Annotated in this window: 10 protein-coding genes; 3 read left to right on the top strand and 7 right to left on the bottom strand. The window is 62.4% G+C overall.

Going from position 1 to position 16,317, the window contains the following annotated elements:
- Window positions 1–219: 219 nt before the first annotated feature.
- Window positions 220–7,716: a beta strand repeat-containing protein gene (locus DMY87_RS03525; protein ID WP_245408813.1), complete on the top strand. Its 7,497-nt coding sequence runs from the start codon at window positions 220–222 to the stop codon at window positions 7,714–7,716.
- A gap of 91 nt (window positions 7,717–7,807) precedes the next feature.
- On the opposite strand, the gene DMY87_RS03520 is transcribed toward DMY87_RS03525, so the two are convergent.
- Complete coding sequence (locus DMY87_RS03520; RefSeq protein WP_110789875.1) at window positions 7,808–8,011, bottom strand: hypothetical protein; 204 nt, start codon at window positions 8,009–8,011, stop codon at window positions 7,808–7,810.
- A gap of 324 nt (window positions 8,012–8,335) precedes the next feature.
- On the opposite strand from DMY87_RS03520, the gene DMY87_RS03515 reads away from it, so the two are divergent.
- Window positions 8,336–9,316: a GlxA family transcriptional regulator gene (locus DMY87_RS03515; protein WP_425353467.1), complete on the top strand. Its 981-nt coding sequence runs from the start codon at window positions 8,336–8,338 to the stop codon at window positions 9,314–9,316.
- An 18-nt stretch (window positions 9,317–9,334) separates the two neighbouring features.
- Here the strand turns inward: DMY87_RS03515 and DMY87_RS03510 are convergent, their stop codons facing one another.
- Together DMY87_RS03510 and DMY87_RS03505 are read right to left on the bottom strand one after the other, a co-directional pair.
- On the bottom strand, window positions 9,335–10,156 hold the full coding sequence (locus DMY87_RS03510; RefSeq protein WP_110789873.1) for a PfkB family carbohydrate kinase: 822 nt from the start codon (window positions 10,154–10,156) through the stop codon (window positions 9,335–9,337).
- Between the two features lie 69 nt (window positions 10,157–10,225).
- A complete protein-coding gene (locus tag DMY87_RS03505; RefSeq protein ID WP_110789872.1) occupies window positions 10,226–11,239 on the bottom strand; it encodes an SIS domain-containing protein in 1,014 nt (337 codons plus the stop codon).
- Between the two features lie 212 nt (window positions 11,240–11,451).
- Between DMY87_RS03505 and DMY87_RS03500 the strand changes: the two genes are divergently transcribed.
- Window positions 11,452–12,183 carry a GntR family transcriptional regulator gene (locus DMY87_RS03500; RefSeq protein WP_110789871.1) on the top strand — a complete coding sequence of 244 codons (732 nt, stop codon included), beginning with the start codon at window positions 11,452–11,454 and terminating at the stop codon, window positions 12,181–12,183.
- 29 nt (window positions 12,184–12,212) lie between these two features.
- On the opposite strand, the gene DMY87_RS03495 is transcribed toward DMY87_RS03500, so the two are convergent.
- From DMY87_RS03495 to DMY87_RS03480, 4 genes are read right to left on the bottom strand one after another with little or no spacing between them, the layout of a single operon-like run.
- On the bottom strand, window positions 12,213–13,031 hold the full coding sequence (locus DMY87_RS03495) for a DMT family transporter (protein ID WP_245408812.1): 819 nt from the start codon (window positions 13,029–13,031) through the stop codon (window positions 12,213–12,215).
- A gap of 52 nt (window positions 13,032–13,083) precedes the next feature.
- The gene (locus tag DMY87_RS03490; protein WP_110789869.1) at window positions 13,084–14,055 is read right to left on the bottom strand and encodes an amino acid ABC transporter permease; all 972 of its coding nucleotides are present in this window, start codon (window positions 14,053–14,055) and stop codon (window positions 13,084–13,086) included.
- A 12-nt stretch (window positions 14,056–14,067) separates the two neighbouring features.
- Entirely contained in the window at window positions 14,068–15,348 is a 1,281-nt protein-coding gene (locus DMY87_RS03485; RefSeq protein ID WP_110789868.1) for an NAD(P)/FAD-dependent oxidoreductase, read from the bottom strand.
- A 50-nt stretch (window positions 15,349–15,398) separates the two neighbouring features.
- Window positions 15,399–16,226, bottom strand: a complete 828-nt coding sequence (locus tag DMY87_RS03480) for a transporter substrate-binding domain-containing protein (protein ID WP_110789867.1) — start codon at window positions 16,224–16,226, stop codon at window positions 15,399–15,401.
- Window positions 16,227–16,317: the final 91 nt, after the last annotated feature.

The raw sequence follows: 16,317 nt of genomic DNA, 5'->3' as shown, positions 1-16,317 counted from the left end.
ACGTACCCGGCAGCATCAGGCCGTCTCAGGGGTCTCCTCCGTCACCCATTCAGAGCGCGTTATGCGTGTCCGGGCGCCGGTCTTGCGCCCGCAAGTCCTCGCTCCAGTCTCAGGCAAGCCCAGCTCCCTAAGAGTCTTGTCCATTGGTGGACACGCGCGATCTGCCGTTGTGGCGCGGGCGATGATTTTGATGACAACATAGCATCACGGATTTTGTATATGAGCACCACGATTTCCTCCCTCAGTCTCAACCAGATCCGGGCCGCGACAACAACGCAGGTCGCGGCCTGGTCGACGGAAGATGTGGCCTCGCTCACCACCCAGCAGATCGGTGTCTTGTCGTCGGGACAGATCGCGGCGCTGGATACTGAAGACGTCGATGTGATGAGCACCCAGCAGCTCAAGGCGATCTCGCAGTCGGCGATCGTCGGCCTGACGCTCGACCAGCTCGCGGTGCTGGATCAGTACGACATCGAAAACCTCAATATCAATGTGATCGGTAAAATGACGCCCGGCCAGATCGCCGGCCTTTCGAGCGCGCAGGCGGCGGCGCTCACTCCCGGTCAGGTCTCTTCGCTGACGGCGGCACAGCTTGCCGCCTTGGGCACGGAAGACATTGCCGCATTCTCGACGGCTGATATGGCAGCCATCAACAGTCGAGCCATCGTCGGTTTGTCGACTGAAGCCATCGCCATCTTGTCCACCGACCAGATCGCTGCCTTGAATACGGGCAGCATCAGCATGTTGACGACCAGTCAGTTGGCCGCGCTGACCTCGAACCAGACGGCAGCGTTGACAGCGCAGCAGATAGCCGGCCTTTCGGGCAAGCAGGTCGTGCAGTTGTCGACGGGTAATGTGGCCGCGTTGACCACCGCTCAGGTTGCCGCGCTCAGCACCAATGCTATCGCCGGTCTGTCGACGCTCCAGATCGGCGTCCTGTCGACCAGCCAGGTCGAGGCTTTGACAATCACCCAGGTTAAGGCCCTCTCAGCGGCCCAGATCGGTGCAATGGGTGCAGACGATTTGGCGACATTCACCACAGCGGAAATTGCCGCGCTGTCCAGCAGGACCGTGGCCGGCATAACCACGGCGGTTCTCGGAAGCCTCACCACCGACCAGATCGTAGCATTCGGGACCAGCGCTGTGGCAGGGTTTACGCCCGTACAGATCGGCGCTTTGACGACAGATCAGGCCGAGGCACTGACGACTATCCAGGTAAAGGCGCTGACTTCAGCTCAGGTCGCTGCACTTTCGACGGCCGCGATCGCCACATTTTCGATGGACGATTTTGCCGCGCTGACCAGCAGGGCCGTTGTCGGCCTGTCCACCGACACCATGGTGATGCTCACCGCAGACCAGATCACGGCCTTGAATACGGGTGCCGTTTCCGGATTGACCACCAAGCAGATCGGCGCCTTGACCTCTGCCCAGGTTGCAGTCCTATCCACCTCCCAGATTGGCGCGATGAACTCGCGCCAGATCATCGGCTTCACGACAAACAATATCACAGCCTTGAGTGCAACGCAGATCGCAGCCATCACCACGGCCGGGATCGCCGGTCTGTCCAGCACTTTGGTCCGCACCCTCTCGACCGCGCAGGTGGAGGCTTTGTCCTCCTCACAAGTCCGGGCCTTGCGCTCGGACCAGTTGGCAGCACTCGGCTCCGACGACATTGCCACCATGTCCACGGCTGATATTGCGGCGATTACCAACAAGTCGGTCTTGGGCCTGAGCCTGAATGGTATCGCTGCGCTATCGGCGGCACAGATGATGGCCCTCTCGACCTCGGCACTGGCAAGCCTGTCGACGGACCAGATCAATGCCCTCTCCACCGGCCAGGTTGCGGCTCTGACGGTAGACCAGGTGAAAGCCCTGAGTACCAAGCAATTGGGCGCGCTCGGGACCGATGACATCGCAACCTTCTCGACGGCTGAGATTGCAGCCCTGGTTAGCGCCTCAATGTCCGGGCTCAGCACGGATCACATCGCGGCTCTGACGACAGCGCAGATCGCTGCTCTCAATATCGGTTCGGTCATCAACCTCTCAACGTCGCAAATCGCCGTCTTGAACACCGCACAGGTGTCGGCTTTGACGACATCCCAGATCAGGCTTTTGAACGCGCGACAACTGGCAGCTCTGAGTGCTGAAACCATTGCCGTGCTGTCGACCGACCAGATCGCGGCCCTCAGCGCCGTCGGCATTCCCGGACTGACCAGCGACCAGATCGAGGCCTTGTCAACCGCCCAGGTTGAAGCGCTGACGACAGCCCAGGTCAAGGCGCTGACATCCGCCCAGCTCGGTATGCTCGACGCTGCCGACCTTGCAACCTTCTCGCAAGAGGACATGGCTGTAATCACGGGTCAGGCCGTGACCGGTATCAACACCGGCATTCTCGCAGCGCTCCCGACCACACAGTTTGCCGCTCTGACAGTGGGCGCCATTGCCGCTTTGTCCGTCGGCCAGGTCGAGGCGCTCGGAACCAACCAGCTGGGCGCCTTGTCCACCAGGCAGATTGCAGCTCTGACCGCCGCTCAGGTGGCAGCCATCAGCAAGACAGCCCTTGCAACCTTGTCGACCGACCAGATCGCCGCTTTGAGTGTGGCGGGTGTTGGTGGCTTGACCGCAGAGCAGGTACGGGCCCTGTCGACAGACCAGGTGCAGGCCCTGACAGACAGACAGGTGAAGGCGCTCAAGTCTTCGCAAGTGGCCGCCTTGGGTGGGGATGATCTCGCGACCTTCACCACACTGGAGATCGCCGCCTTGACGAGTGATGCCATCGCGGGCCTCACCAAAGAAGGCTTTCAATCTCTCTCGACGGCGCAGGTCTTGGCCCTCAACGTCGCAGCAATGGCAAAGCTGCCGCTCGAACTGATTGAGGTCATGACCTCCGATCAGGTTGCCGCGCTGACGACAAAGCAGATCGCTGCCTTGGGTTCAAAGCAAATTGCAGCGCTATCGACCGCGAACATCGCCAACCTGACGACTTCCCAGGTCCTCTCGCTCAGCAGCGCCGGCATCGGCGGCCTCACATCCGCACAGATTGCAGCACTCAGCACCGACCAGGTGGCAGCCCTTTCGAATGTTCAGGTCGTCTATCTCAGTTCCACACAGCTGGAAGCCCTCGATTCGAATGATCTGGCCGTCTTCTCAACCAAGGACATTGCCGCGATCACTCCGTCTGCGATAGCAGGCCTTTCAGCTGCGGTAATCGCCTCCTTGTCCACCGAGCAGGTTGCTGCATTGAGCGGCAGCACGATTGCGGCGCTGACGACAAATCAGGTCTCCGCCCTCGGATCGAACCAGATCGCCGCCTTGACCAGCAAGCAGATGGCAGCCCTCGGCACGGTGCAGATTGGCGCCCTGGCAACGGGTACGATCGCGGGGCTCTCGACACTCCAGATCGCATCGCTGAACACCGCAGCTGTGGCTGCGCTCAACACGGCTCAGATTGCGGCTTTGACGTCCGGCCAGGCTGAAGCCCTGACGACCATGCAGGTTGCAGCCTTGACGTCGGACCAGTTGGCGGCCCTGGGGCCTGACGATCTCGCGACTTTCTCGACCAAGGAAATCGCGGCGATAGGCGCTGCGGCAGTGGGCGGCCTCACACCCACCGTTATCGCCTCCCTGTCCACGGCTCAGGTCGAGGCGTTGAGCACAAGTGCCATCACCGGCCTCTCGACCAAGCAACTCGATGCCATGACCACCGCTCAGTTTGAGGCTCTCGGTGCCAATCAGGTGGCAACGCTGAGCTCGACCCAGCTTGCGATACTCGGCACCGATGACATCGCGACCTTCGCCACGAAGGATATCGCCGCGATCGGCTCCGGAGCCATTTCCGGTCTATCGACGGCCGTGATCGCTGCCTTGACCCCGGCCCAGGTGGCGGCTTTGACCAAGGCCAGCATTGTCGGCATGAGCACCAAGCAGGTAGCGGCGATCGATGTCGGGCAGTTTGGTGCGATGAGCACGAACCAGATCGCGGCACTGACGTCCGCGCAGATTGGTGCGATCGCCAGCGCCACCATCGCGACGCTGTCGACCAGCCAGGTCGCAGCCCTCGGCGTCGGCACCGTGGCCGGCCTGTCCTCGAGTCAGATCGATGCGCTGAGCTCCAGCCAGGTGGAAGCGCTGACCAGCAGCCAGGTGGGTTCGCTGAGCTCTGGACAGCTGGCCATGCTGACCAGCCAGGACATTGCGACCTTCTCGACTGCGGATATCGCAGCCCTCGGATCCGTCGCGATCGGTGGTTTGTCTCCGAGCGTCGTCGCGTCGCTGTCGAGCGCACAGGTGGCCGCACTGACGGCGACAGGCATCGGCGGGCTTCGGACCCAGCAGGTTGCGGCTTTGACCTCCGGCCAGATCGCCGCCTTGACCTCATCGCAGATTGCAGCCCTCTCGTCGTCTCAGATCGCGGTGCTCAGCACCGACAAGATCGCTCTTCTTTCCACGGGCCAGGTGACGGCACTCACAGCCGGCGGCATCAGTGGCCTCTCCACCGCGCAGATCGTGGCCTTGAGCACGGCGCAGGTTGAGGCCTTGACGCCGGCCCAGGTGGCCGCTCTGAGTTCCAAGCAGATTGCGGCCCTCGGCACAGACGACATTGCCGTGTTCTCGACGGCCGATATCGCGGCAATCAGCTCCAGCGCCGTCACAGGAATGACGTCGCAGTTGATTGGGGCTCTCTCTGCCGACCAGCTCGCGGCCTTCAGCGCCGGTGGCGTCGGCGGCCTGTCGACAACGCAGCTGAGCGGCCTGACCCCGGCCCAGGTGGCGGAACTCACCACGGCGCAGATCGCGGCACTGAGCTCAAGCCAGATTGCCGCCATCACCACCACCAGCATCGCCGCCTTCTCCACCACCCAGATAGCCGCAATCAGTGCGCAGGGCATCGCCGGTCTCTCCACCTCTTTGATCAGTGTCCTGAGCACCGGGCAGATCGAGGCCCTCACCACGGGCCAGATCGGCGCGCTCAGCTCACGCCAGCTGTCGGCTCTTGGCACGGATGACATCGCGGTCTTGTCGACGGCGGATATCGCCGCCATCAACACGGCAGCCGTTGCCGGTCTGGCGAACGGACAGATAGCGGCCCTTTCCGCCGAGCAGGTCATGGCGCTGAGCACCGGCGTGATCGCGGGCCTGTCCACCGCCCAGATCGCGGCCCTGAGTGTCGCACAGGTCGATACCCTGACGACGGCTCAGATCGCCGCATTCGGTTCGCGCCAGATCTCTGCCCTCGGCACCGATGATATCGCGGTGCTCTCGACCGAGCAGATCGCCGCCATCAGTGGCACGGGCGTGGCGGGTCTCACTCAAACTCAGATCCAGGCCTTGCTGTCGGATCAGGTCGAAGCGCTGACCCCGGCCCAGATTGGCGCCTTGAGCTCGATGCAGATCGCAGCCCTTGGCAGCGAGGACTACCGCGTCTTCTCGAGCGCTGATCTTGCCGCGATTGCATCCGGTGCCATTTCGGGCATCCCGACCGCCGTGCTTGCAGCCCTGACGCCTGACCAGATTTCCGCGTTCAGCGCGGGCAGTATCTCCGGGCTTTCGACACTGCAGATCAATGCTCTCGGTACGCAGCAGATCGAGGCCATGAAGACCGACCAGATTGCGGCGCTGACCACCCGCCAGATTGCGGTGTTCGACTCCGCTGACCTTGCAGCGCTGACGACGATGCAGATCGCGGCCCTCGGTACGGCCGCCGTGAGCGCGCTGAGCACCACGCAGTTCGCCGCCCTCAGCGCCGGACAGGTGGAGGCCTTGACCACGGCCCAGGTTGCCGCCCTGACGTCTGGCCAGATTGCCGTTCTCGGCACCGATGACCTGGACATGTTCTCGATCGCCGACATCGCGGCGATCAGCTCGAGCGCCGTGACCGGCTTCTCCACGGACACCATTGCGTCTCTGTCCACCGAACAGATTGCGGCCCTCGGGACCGGTGGCATCAGCGGCCTGTCGACCGCCCAGATTGCAGCACTCAGCACCCTCCAGGTCGAGGCGCTGACCACGCTGCAGGTCGCAGCTCTCGGGTCCCGGCAGATCGCGGCGCTTGGCACGGACGATCTTGCGATACTGTCGACCGCCAAGATCGCGGCCCTGAGCACCGCCGGGGTGGCGGCGCTATCCACCGCGCAGGTCGCGGCCCTGAACATCGACCAGATCGAGGCCTTCACCTCGAACCAGGTGGCGGTTCTGACCTCCGCGCAGATCGCGGTGCTGACCATCAACGCCATCGAGACCTTCTCGACGGCCGACATGGCGGCCATCAGTTCGTCCGCCATTTCCGGCCTGTCGACAGGCATGATCGCGGCCTTCTCGACAAACCAGATCGCAGCCCTTGGGGCGACCGGCATCGCGGGTCTGTCGACCGCCCAGATCAACGCCATGAGCATCGACCAGGTGGAGGCTCTGACGCCGAAGCAGGTAGCGGCCCTGACCTCACGGCAGATTGCAGCCCTGGGGACGGATGATCTCGGCGTCTTCTCGTCAGCGGACATTGCTGCGATCAGCGCCGGCGCAATGGAAGGTTTTTCGACCGCCCAGATCGCCAGCCTGACGCCGGCGCAGGTCGGCGCGCTGAGCACGGCAGCCGTTGCTGGCCTCAGCACCACGCAACTCGCCACACTGACGTCAGAGCAGATCGATTCCCTCAGCACGGCGCAGATCGCAGCCCTGACATCGAGGCAGATCGAATCTCTGGGCACGGACGACCTGGGTTCGTTCTCGACGGCGCAGATCGCAGCCATCAGTGCGGCCGGCATTGCCGGCCTGACCGGCACGCAGATGGCCGCACTCAGCGTCGAACAGATCGGCGCCTTGTCGATCCCCCAGATCGCGGCCCTGAGTTCGGGCGCACTGTCGGGATTGAGCATTTCCGATCTCGAAGGCTTTACCGCCGCCGAGATTGCCGCCATCAGTTCGTCGGGAATTGCCGGCCTGTCGACGGACTTCATCGCCGGCCTCACCACCAGCGCGGTCGCGGCCTTGGGCACAGCCAGTGTTTCGGGCCTGTCGAGCGCCCAGGTCGCGGCACTCAGCGTCGACCAGATCGCGGCCTTCTCGACCACGCAGATTGCAGCCTTGAGCGCCAACGGTCTGGCGGGTCTCGGAACGCAGGATATTGCAGCCCTGTCGTCGGCCGATCTTGCAGTGATCGGCGTGTCGGCCATCAAGGGGCTGTCGACAGCGGTCATTGCAGCGCTGTCCACCGGTGACATCGCCGGACTGTCCACCGGCCAGATCGCCGGTCTGACCTACAACCAGGTTGCGGCGTTGAGCACGGCCCAGGTTGCGGCGCTCTCCCTGGCGCAGATTGGTGCCATGGGAGCCGTCCAGGCCGCAGGTCTCGGCACGGATGACATCGCCTTGCTGTCCACGGAGAAGATCGCGGCTCTCAGCTCCAGCGCCATTGCCGGGCTGAGCACGCAGGTGATTGCCGCCTTGAACACCGCTCAGGCGGAAGTGCTGAAGCCGGGCCAGGTTGCGGCACTCACCTCGGCACAGGTTGCAGCGTTGGAGCGGGAAGATCTTGCGACATTCTCGGCCGAGGACATCGCCGCCTTCAGCGCCAGCGGTATCTCTGGCCTGTCGACGGACGATATCTCGCATCTGTCGAGCAACCAGCTCGGAGCTCTGATGGATCATCAGATGGGCGTGATGAACTCCGATCAGGTCGCCGCTGTCATTGCGGCCTATCTGGCCGGCGGAAACGCCTGATTCGAGCCGCGTTCAGCGTCTCGTCCGCAAACAAAAACACCGGCCGAGGTCTCCCGGCCGGTGTTTTCTTATGGTGTGCAGGTCGTGAGCGTCAGGCGAGCAATACAGGCTCCAGATCCCGTTCCATCGCGACACGTCCCTGTTTGAACTCCTCGTTATAGAGGCGATATTGCGGGCTGTTGTCGCGTGCGGGCAGGGGAGCCTGGACGGTGTAGGTCGATGCCGCCTTGGGCGACAGGACTGCAAGATTGGTCAGACGGACGGCTTGGCCGACGGTAAATCGATGGATCGACATGATAATTCCTCGCGGTGCTGGAGTAAGATCCGGAAGCAGGATCGGGAAAAAGACGTCGACACGTGTCGGTCCGGGCGGATGGTCAAGGTCGTCGCCTCGAAACGGCCCGTTTCATCTCGGTAACTACTCTGTAGATATGGGGCCCGGATCGTAAATTTCAAGGTCTGCGGAGCAAGGTGTCGCCATCGGACGGGAAGACGGTCGGCCACCTGTACATGACGGAAAGAAACTCAAAGACGGGACGCGGGCTCACCTAGGATCGAAAGCTCGGATCAGCTAAGACGGGACGAACAGAACAGGCCGGGATCTTGTAAACCCATGGGTATGGCGCAGCGCACCACAAAACCACAGCTGAAGATCGCCTTCGTGCTGTCGCGCGCCTTCACGTTGTCGGCATTCGCCCTGTTCATCGACACCATCCGGCTCGCCAGCGACGAGTTCGATCGCTCCGGCCGGGTCAATGCCGATTGGCAGGTGCTGGGCAGCACACGTCATCTGATCACCTCCAGCTGCGGCGTTCAGGTTGCTCCCACCAGTGATTTCGTCGATCCGGGCCGTTTCGACTATATCGTCGTGGTCGGCGGCCTGCTTGGTCAGCAGGCGGCGGTCGATGCGGACACGGTGCAGTTCCTCAAGCGCGCCGACGCCCAGAAAGTACCGCTGATCGGGCTGTGTACCGGCACCTTCATCCTGGCGGAAGCCGGCCTGATGAAGGGCCATCAGAGCTGCGTCAGCTGGCTGCACTATCAGGCCTTCCGCGAACGTTTCCCGGATCTCGATGTTCGCTCGGACCGGCTTTTCAACCTCGACCGGCGACGCGGTTCCTGTGCCGGTGGCAGCAGCTCGGCCGATCTCGCGGCCTTTATCGTCCGCCAATATCTCGGCCACGACGCGGAGCGAAATGCATTGGAGGTTTTGCAGATCGAACGCGCGCGGTCCAACCGGGATATCCAGGTGCGCCGGCCTTTGACCATCGAATGCGAGGATCCGCGCATCAAGGCCGTGCTGATCCTGATGGAGCAAACGCTTGAAAGCGAACTCAGCATCGATCAGCTCGCCCGCTCGGTTGGCCTGTCGCGGCGTCAGCTCGAACGGCTGTTTGCCCAGGAACTGAAGGCATCCCCCGCCAAGGTCTATATGCGGCTGCGTATGGAGCGTGCGAAGATGCTGGTTGCCCAGACGGATGCCTCGCTGATCGACATCGCCCTGCAGGTCGGCTTCGAGAATACCTCCCATTTCAACCGGGTCTTCAAGAGCATTCATGGCAAGACACCCGGACAGATGCGCAACCCTGTTCCGGCTTGATCGGCAAACTCCTTGCGGTCAATCGCCGGCGTATTGGGCGAGGTGATGCTGCGGGAACCCGCCCAGATGGCCACAGGTTTGGGCGGCGAGCCTGCGACCGCTTTCCAGGCATGTGTCCCAGTCGGAGCCTGCGATGCGGGCCGAAAGAAACCCGGCGATGAAACTGTCGCCGGCACCCGTGGTGTCGACGACATCCACGGGCTCGGTGCCTGCCGTCGCAGTGTGGACGCCATCACTGACGGAGGCGCCTTTCGCGCCGCGCGTGACGACCGCCAGACCGGCGCCTTCCAGGATCAACCGTCGCAACATGGCGTAAGCCACGGACGCGTCTTCGCCGGCCGAGCCGAAGGCGACGGAGACGCCTGAAACGGCAAGATTTCGCGCGTCCGCATTGACAGAGATATCCTGCGACACGCTCACGCCTGCATCGCAAAGTGTTTCGCGCAGCGCCCCTTGATCGTCCATCCACCCGATATGCACGTGGTCCATGGACTTCAGCGTTTCGATTTGTGCCGCGGTTGGCCGGTAACCGGCGCAAACGCCGAAATCCTCGTGCACAAAAATGCGTTCGCCGGAGGGGAGGATGTCGATTTCGGTGAAGGCCGTTTGCCCGGGCTTGCGCTGGACGTTGTCGATGTTCACGCCGTGAGAGGCCAGTTCGTCGAGTGTGCGGCGACCGTCCGCGTCGTCGCCGACGGCACCGAAATAGTGGGCTTCATGACCCAGGCGTGCCAGTTGCACGGCCACGTTGACTGCATTGCCGCCGATCAGCGACAGGCCTGAGGGGTGGAAGCGGTCGATGCAATTGTCGCCGACAGCGGCAAATCTGAGCATGGTCATTCCCCCTTCTTGCCGTGCACAAGGGGATCGCGCAAGACAAGCCGCGCGATCCTTCATGCCTCGTCAGCCTCAATAGGCAACGCGTTTGTAGTAACGACGCGTGGTAAGCGGATGATTGCGCATCACCTCCAGATGTGCGCTGATCCGCTCGAGCACGGTGGCCAGCAGAACCGGCGAAATCAACGCGCGGACGCCGGGCGAGATGCCGGGCAGGTCGAAGTCCGCAGTATCGAGCACCGTCATCGCCTCGGTGTAAGCCGGAGCGAAGTTTTCCACCCGTTCTGCCAAAGGCCGCAGCTCGTCTTCACCCTTGAACAGGATGAGGCTCACGCCCTTGTCGATCAGTTCGAGCGTGCCGTGAAAGAAATCGGAGGCGTGCACAGGACGGGTGCGGATCCACTGCATCTCTTCCAGGATGCACATCCCGTAATAGAAGGCTTCCGGCCAGACGTTTCCAGCGCCGGTGATGATATGATAGTCGGCCGCCGCAAGCTTCCGGGCAAATGCTTCCGCTTTCGGTTCAAAGGCGCGTTTCACCTCAAGCAGCAGGGACGGAAGCCGCTCCAGTTCGCCCGCGATCTCCCCGTAGTTGGAGATCTCGCCCCGGTGGCGCATGACCGAAAGGGCAATGAACAGGGATTGCAGATAGAAGGATTCGCAGGACGTATCGTCTTCTGCGAAATTGACGAAGACATGGTCGCCACCTTGACCGAGCGGCGTATCCGCGTGGCCGACCAGCGTGATCACGGTCGCGCCGATCTCCTTCAGACGCGTAAGCAAGGCGACACTCTCCTTGGTCGTGCCGGAAAGCGACGGCATGACGACGATGGACTTCGGCGTCAGGTTCGCCGAGCCTGCAAGGATCAGCTCTGCCGGCATGTCGATGAAGGCAGGGAAGCGGGAGCGGCGTTGCAGCAACTGGGCCGCCGGCTGCATCAGGATCGCCGCACCGCCGGTTCCGAGGAAGTAGATGTTCTCGGCGCCCGCTGAAAGGCATTCCGATATGACGTCGTCGAGACGCTGGCGCAAGGCGACTGCGCCACCCTGGATCTTGAGGAAGCGTTCTTCGTCGAAATTCAGCATTCGGTTCTCCAATCCGTCGCGGTGCGGCACAGGTCAAACAAGGCAATGTTGTAAGACAACTGACATCATTGCCAGGCGTCGTCAAGAGAAGGAAGCATGCCTATGCCCGGCATTTTTGCGCGGGATCGTCGCAGAGGCAACGGTCTCGCCCCGTGCTTGACCTTCCGACCTTTGTCAGACAAGAACGGGTGGAGACAAACTGCGAGGTAACCGTGGAAGATCCCATCCGTGATTCCAGAACCCTGGCGATCCAGCTTCGGGACCGGATAGCAGAGCTCATTCGCGCGGAGGGGCTCAAGCCCGGTGACAAGCTGCCGACCGAGGCGCAATTGACGCAGCGGTTCCGCATTTCCCGTCCGGCTCTTCGCGAGGCTCTGAAGCTCCTTGAGCAGGATGACATCATTTACGTGGAGCATGGGCGCGGCCGCTTCATCTCGGCCATGTCGGCCGTCCAGGTCGACAGACCGATCACCGTCTTCGAGAGCGTCACCGACATGGCGCGGCACTATGGCTACAAGCCGGTGAACAAGGTTCTCTCGATCAGCGAGGAAGACGCACCCGCGACGGTGGCGGAAAAACTCGCGCTCGAAGACAAGGCACGCGTCATCCGGATCGAACGACTGCGCCTGCATGACGAAGAGCCGATCCTCTACTGTATCGACTACATCCCGCGCGCGATCATTCCGGCCAAGGTTTATGATATCGACTGGAGCGGGTCATTGCTCAACCTGCTGGAGCAATACCGTCATCGACCCCGCATGTCCGCGGCGACCGTCTCCTCCGTCCTGTTGCCCTCAGATGTCGTGGAACGACATGATCTCCGCGATTTCGGGCCGGCGCTGCTGATTGCCGAGACCTGTTTCGATGTCGCGGGCAAACCGGTCAACTATGCGCTCGACTATCATCGCGGCAGCCATTTCACCTTCAGTCTGGTCAGGAAGTGAGAGCTGGGGAAAGCGCCATTGTTGGCGCTTTATTTGAGCACCAGCCAGCCGGAGACGATGATGATGGCCGCGCCCGCCAGGGTGTGGAACTCGATCGGCGCTGAGAACAGAAGCGCTCCATAAAGGCAGCCCCAGATGATTTGACTGTATTGGAACGGGGCGATCAACGAGGCTTCCGCGATCCGGAATGCGCGGATCAGCAGCCCATGGCCGGCAAGAAGCAGGATGCCGCCCGCCACCACCAGCACGGCTTCGAACGGCCGCAAGGGCAAAAGGCCATCATGCGCCAGGGCGACGCCGAGTGCGAGAGGGATCAGCACCACGAACAAGGTCGACAGCAGGGCCTCGTCATTTTCCTCGACCTTTGTCCGGCGCAACAGGATGAGCGAGAGCGCAAAGAGTACGGCCGAACCGAGCGCGGCGAGATGGCCAAGGTTGAGGCCCGCGGTTCCGGGTTTCAGAGCCACCGCCACGCCAACAAAGCCGAGGAGCACACCCGCCCAGCCGGTGAGCGACAGCCTCTCCCCCAGCAGTGGCCATGACATCACAGCCACCAGGATGGGCGTGAGAAACGCCAGAAGATAGGCTTCCGAGAGGGGCAGCAGCGCGAAGGCGTAGTGGATCAACAGCGTGTCGCCGGCAAGCAGCAGGGCCCGCAGAAATGCGACCGCCGGCTGGCGGGGAATGAGCCGTCGCATATGGCCTGTTACCGCCGCATAGCCGCACAGGACGACGAAGGCGGCCAGGGTGACGAGAAGCGTTATCTGCGGTGCCGGCAAGCGCACCGCAGTCAGTTTCACGATCGCATCGGTTCCTGAAAAGACGGCGAAGGCCAAAAGTGTCAGCACTACGCCGCGCCGGTTGTCCAGGGGCCGTGACGCACCGGCGTCCAATCTGACGTCAGCGGACATTGAACCGCCCGAAGCGTTCCTCGATGCGCGACTGCATGAATTCGAGCCCGATCGACAGAAGCCAGTAGATCATCGACGCGGTGATCAGCATCTCGATGTGGCGGAACTCGGTCTGTCCCTGCGTGCGGGCGAGATACATGATTTCCCAGACGCCGACGACCGACACGAGGGACGAGTCCTTCAGCATGGCAATGAACTGGTTGCCCGTGGGCGGAATGATCACCCGCATTGCCTGCGGCAGGATCACGAGGCCCATGGTCTGGCTCGGCGAAAGGCCGAGTGCCGTGGCGCCTTCCGTCTGTCCCCGCGAGATGCTCTCGATGCCTGCCCGGAAGATCTCCGTCATGTAGGCACCGTAACACAGCGACAGGGCAAGGATGCCGGCGGGGATGGCCCCGATGACATAACCCACCTGGGGCAGGCCGAGATAGATGATGTAGATCTGCATCAGCAGGGGAAGCCCGCGGAAGAGCGAGGTGTAGAAGGTCGCAAGCCCGTAGATCACCCCATTGCGCGAGAGTTTGGCGATGGCGCCGGCAAGCGCAATCGCGGTGGCGATCACGATCGAGATCGCCGAGATGAACAGCGTGGTGGTCACGCCCTGGGTGATCAGAAAGCCGATCTTCTTGGCGATGAAGGCGAAGGAGAGATCGAAGGAATAGAAGAAGACCATCAGCAGCCCGAAGAGCTCGAGCCAGACCGCAATGATCTGATATCGCCTGTTGAACAGGTGCAGAAGCTTCCAGTTGATGGCCATGATGATGGCGATCAACGCCGCAGATATCGCCCGACCTGCGGACGGGTAGTCGACGAGATAGGTCTCTGCCGGGGGGACGAGCCTGCCAATCCAGGCACCACTGATCCCGAGGCTGTAGAGCGCCACAGCAATCACGAGCAGGATCAGCAACCCGCCGATCCGGCGCGAGGCCTCGGGGTAGCTTAAAATCAGACGACCGATCATTCTCTATTCCTTTCAGGCCGCCCGCTCGCGCCACCAGTCCTGTGCCTGCAGCTTCCAATAGGTCAGTTGTGCGACAGTGAGCCCGGCGATCCCGCCTGCCCAGGCCAATCCGAATGGGGCAAAGAGCGTGTGGCGGTCGCTCTGCTTGAGGATCGCCTCCGCCACCACCTTGCCGCCGATTGCCGTGGTATTCAGGCCGTGGCCACCGAAAGCCGTGCAATGCCAGACGCCGGGCTGCATCTCGCCGATCTGGGGCATGAGATGGCGGGCATAGGCCATGAGCCCGGACCAGGCGAGCTCCGTCTTCAGGTCCCGCAGTTGCGGATAGGTGCCGGTCATCTCGCGCCGCAGTTCCTGGACGAGACCGGCGGTAGAAGCCGCCCGCGTGGTGATCCGGCCGCCCCAGAGAAGCCGCCTGCCATCGTCGACCAGGCGATAGTAGTCGCCGGCCCGGCGGTTGTCGCCAATGCCGTCACGGGTGGTGATCGCGGAGGCGATCAGGTCCGGCGCCTCTTCGCTGACCATGACATAGGTCGCGATCGGCAGCATGGCCCGTCTTAGCTGCGGGTTCAGGTGATCCGTATATCCGCCGGTCGAGAAGACCACGCTTCGCGCAGTGACCGCTCCGTTTTCTGTGCGCACCTGCTTTTTGGCGCCAGCAAGATCTGTGGACAGGGCTCGAGAATTCTCGCAGATCACGCCGCCCAGCCGTTCAATCTCGGCTGCGATGCCGCGTAGGTAGTTGAGCGGGTGGATGTGAAACGCCTTGCCATCGCGAACGCCATGGAAGTAGCGCGTCGATCTCAGCGACTGCCTGACGCTGGCCGTATCGAGATAGGTGAGTTCCTGGCCGTATTTCTTGCGAGCCTCGGCCGCATAGGCCTTGAGGCCGGCCCCATCGTCGTAGCGCATGACGCTCGTGACGCCGTCGATCGGGTCCGCACCCGCGATGCCGAGGGCCGCAATGGTCTCCCGGACGAACTCTACGCCTTCGATCGACATCAGGTAGAGTTGATGCGCGCGCTCGGCGCCACCGATCCGCGCGATGTGCTCCACGTCGGTCGCAAAGCCAGCGCTGACGAAGCCGCCATTGCGGCCGGATGCGCCGAAGCCGATCGACTGCGCTTCGAGGACGACGACCTTCTGCCCGCCACGGGCCAGTTGCAGAGCTGTCGTGAGGCCGGCGAGACCACCGCCGATCACGACCGTGTCGCACTCGGCAGGGCCTGAAAGTGCTGGCCGCTCTGTTCGATCGACGATCGTGCGGGAATAATAGGTATCGGGATAATTCATGAGGCACCGGGTGGTTGGGGCGCGGAGACCGGGTCTCCACGCCCTTCGGATCAGTTGGCGCTATAATCCTTGCCGTACCACTTCGTGGTCAGGGCAGACAAAGTGCCGTCTTTCTTCATGTCTTCGATGATCCCGCCCACCTTGGCGGTCCATTCCGGATCGACCTTCTCGGCGATCACCACGAGCGGTTCGCGGAAGGCATATTCACCTTCCAGGATGCGCAACGGGTAGCCGTTCTTGATTGCGTTGAGCGCGGTCTGCTCCGGCGCGATCACCGCATCGAGGCGAACGCCGTCACCGAGGCGGAGATCGTCGAAGGGCAGCATGGAATCGGCGAAGGTGCGCACTTCGCCGGGCTCGAGCTTGTATTCGATTGGTGGCAGGCCGGGGGCGTCGATCTCAAGCTTGCGATTGATGAAGTCTTCCGATGTCGTCGCGGTCTCCACGCCGATCACCTTGCCGTTCAGGTCCTCGACCGTTTTGGCCGTGCTGTCCTTGTGCAGGACGTAGACGTAAGGGCTGAAGTAGTAGATGCCGACGAAATCGATGACCTGCGCGCGGGCCTTGGTGGGGGTGACCGAACCGACGCCGAGATCGTAGCGGCCCTGCCAGCGGCCGCCTGTCAGCGTCGCCCATTCCGGCGTTTCGAAGCTCACCTCGACGCCAAGCCGTTTGGCGATCTCTTTCGACACGTCGATGTCGAAGCCGACCATCTCGTTGTTGTCATCGAGATAGCTCTGCGGCGGCCAGCCGCTGTTGGTGGCGACGACCATGGCCTTCTTTTGCATGACGCGGTCGAGCGTGGTGCCTGCATGTGCTGCGGTCGTCATCGCAAGAACGGCGGCCCCGAGGGCGAGGCCGGTGATGAATTTCTTCATGGCATTCCTCCTGTGAAGCGAACAGACGGTGTTCCCCATATATGTAAGATGTCTGACAATTGCAGTTGAAGCCATGAATCCGAAACTGTCA

The organism is Peteryoungia wuzhouensis (assembly GCF_003205195.1).
Lineage (GTDB): Bacteria > Pseudomonadota > Alphaproteobacteria > Rhizobiales > Rhizobiaceae > Allorhizobium > Allorhizobium wuzhouense.
The sequence above is the reverse complement of the archived record's forward strand: the minus strand, read 5'-3'. Positions and strand labels throughout refer to the sequence as shown.

Bases quoted from the DNA above. Each gene is read 5' to 3' on its own strand.
- DMY87_RS03525 (WP_245408813.1), top strand. From the start codon at position 220: ATGAGCACCACGATTTCCTCCCTCAGTCTCAACCAGATCCGGGCCGCG.
- DMY87_RS03480 (WP_110789867.1), bottom strand. From the start codon at position 16,226: ATGAAGAAATTCATCACCGGCCTCGCCCTCGGGGCCGCCGTTCTTGCG.
- DMY87_RS03505 (WP_110789872.1), bottom strand. From the start codon at position 11,239: ATGCTGAATTTCGACGAAGAACGCTTCCTCAAGATCCAGGGTGGCGCA.
- DMY87_RS03490 (WP_110789869.1), bottom strand. From the start codon at position 14,055: ATGATCGGTCGTCTGATTTTAAGCTACCCCGAGGCCTCGCGCCGGATC.
- DMY87_RS03510 (WP_110789873.1), bottom strand. From the start codon at position 10,156: ATGACCATGCTCAGATTTGCCGCTGTCGGCGACAATTGCATCGACCGC.
- DMY87_RS03515 (WP_425353467.1), top strand. From the start codon at position 8,336: ATGGCGCAGCGCACCACAAAACCACAGCTGAAGATCGCCTTCGTGCTG.
- DMY87_RS03485 (WP_110789868.1), bottom strand. From the start codon at position 15,348: ATGAATTATCCCGATACCTATTATTCCCGCACGATCGTCGATCGAACA.
- DMY87_RS03520 (WP_110789875.1), bottom strand. From the start codon at position 8,011: ATGTCGATCCATCGATTTACCGTCGGCCAAGCCGTCCGTCTGACCAAT.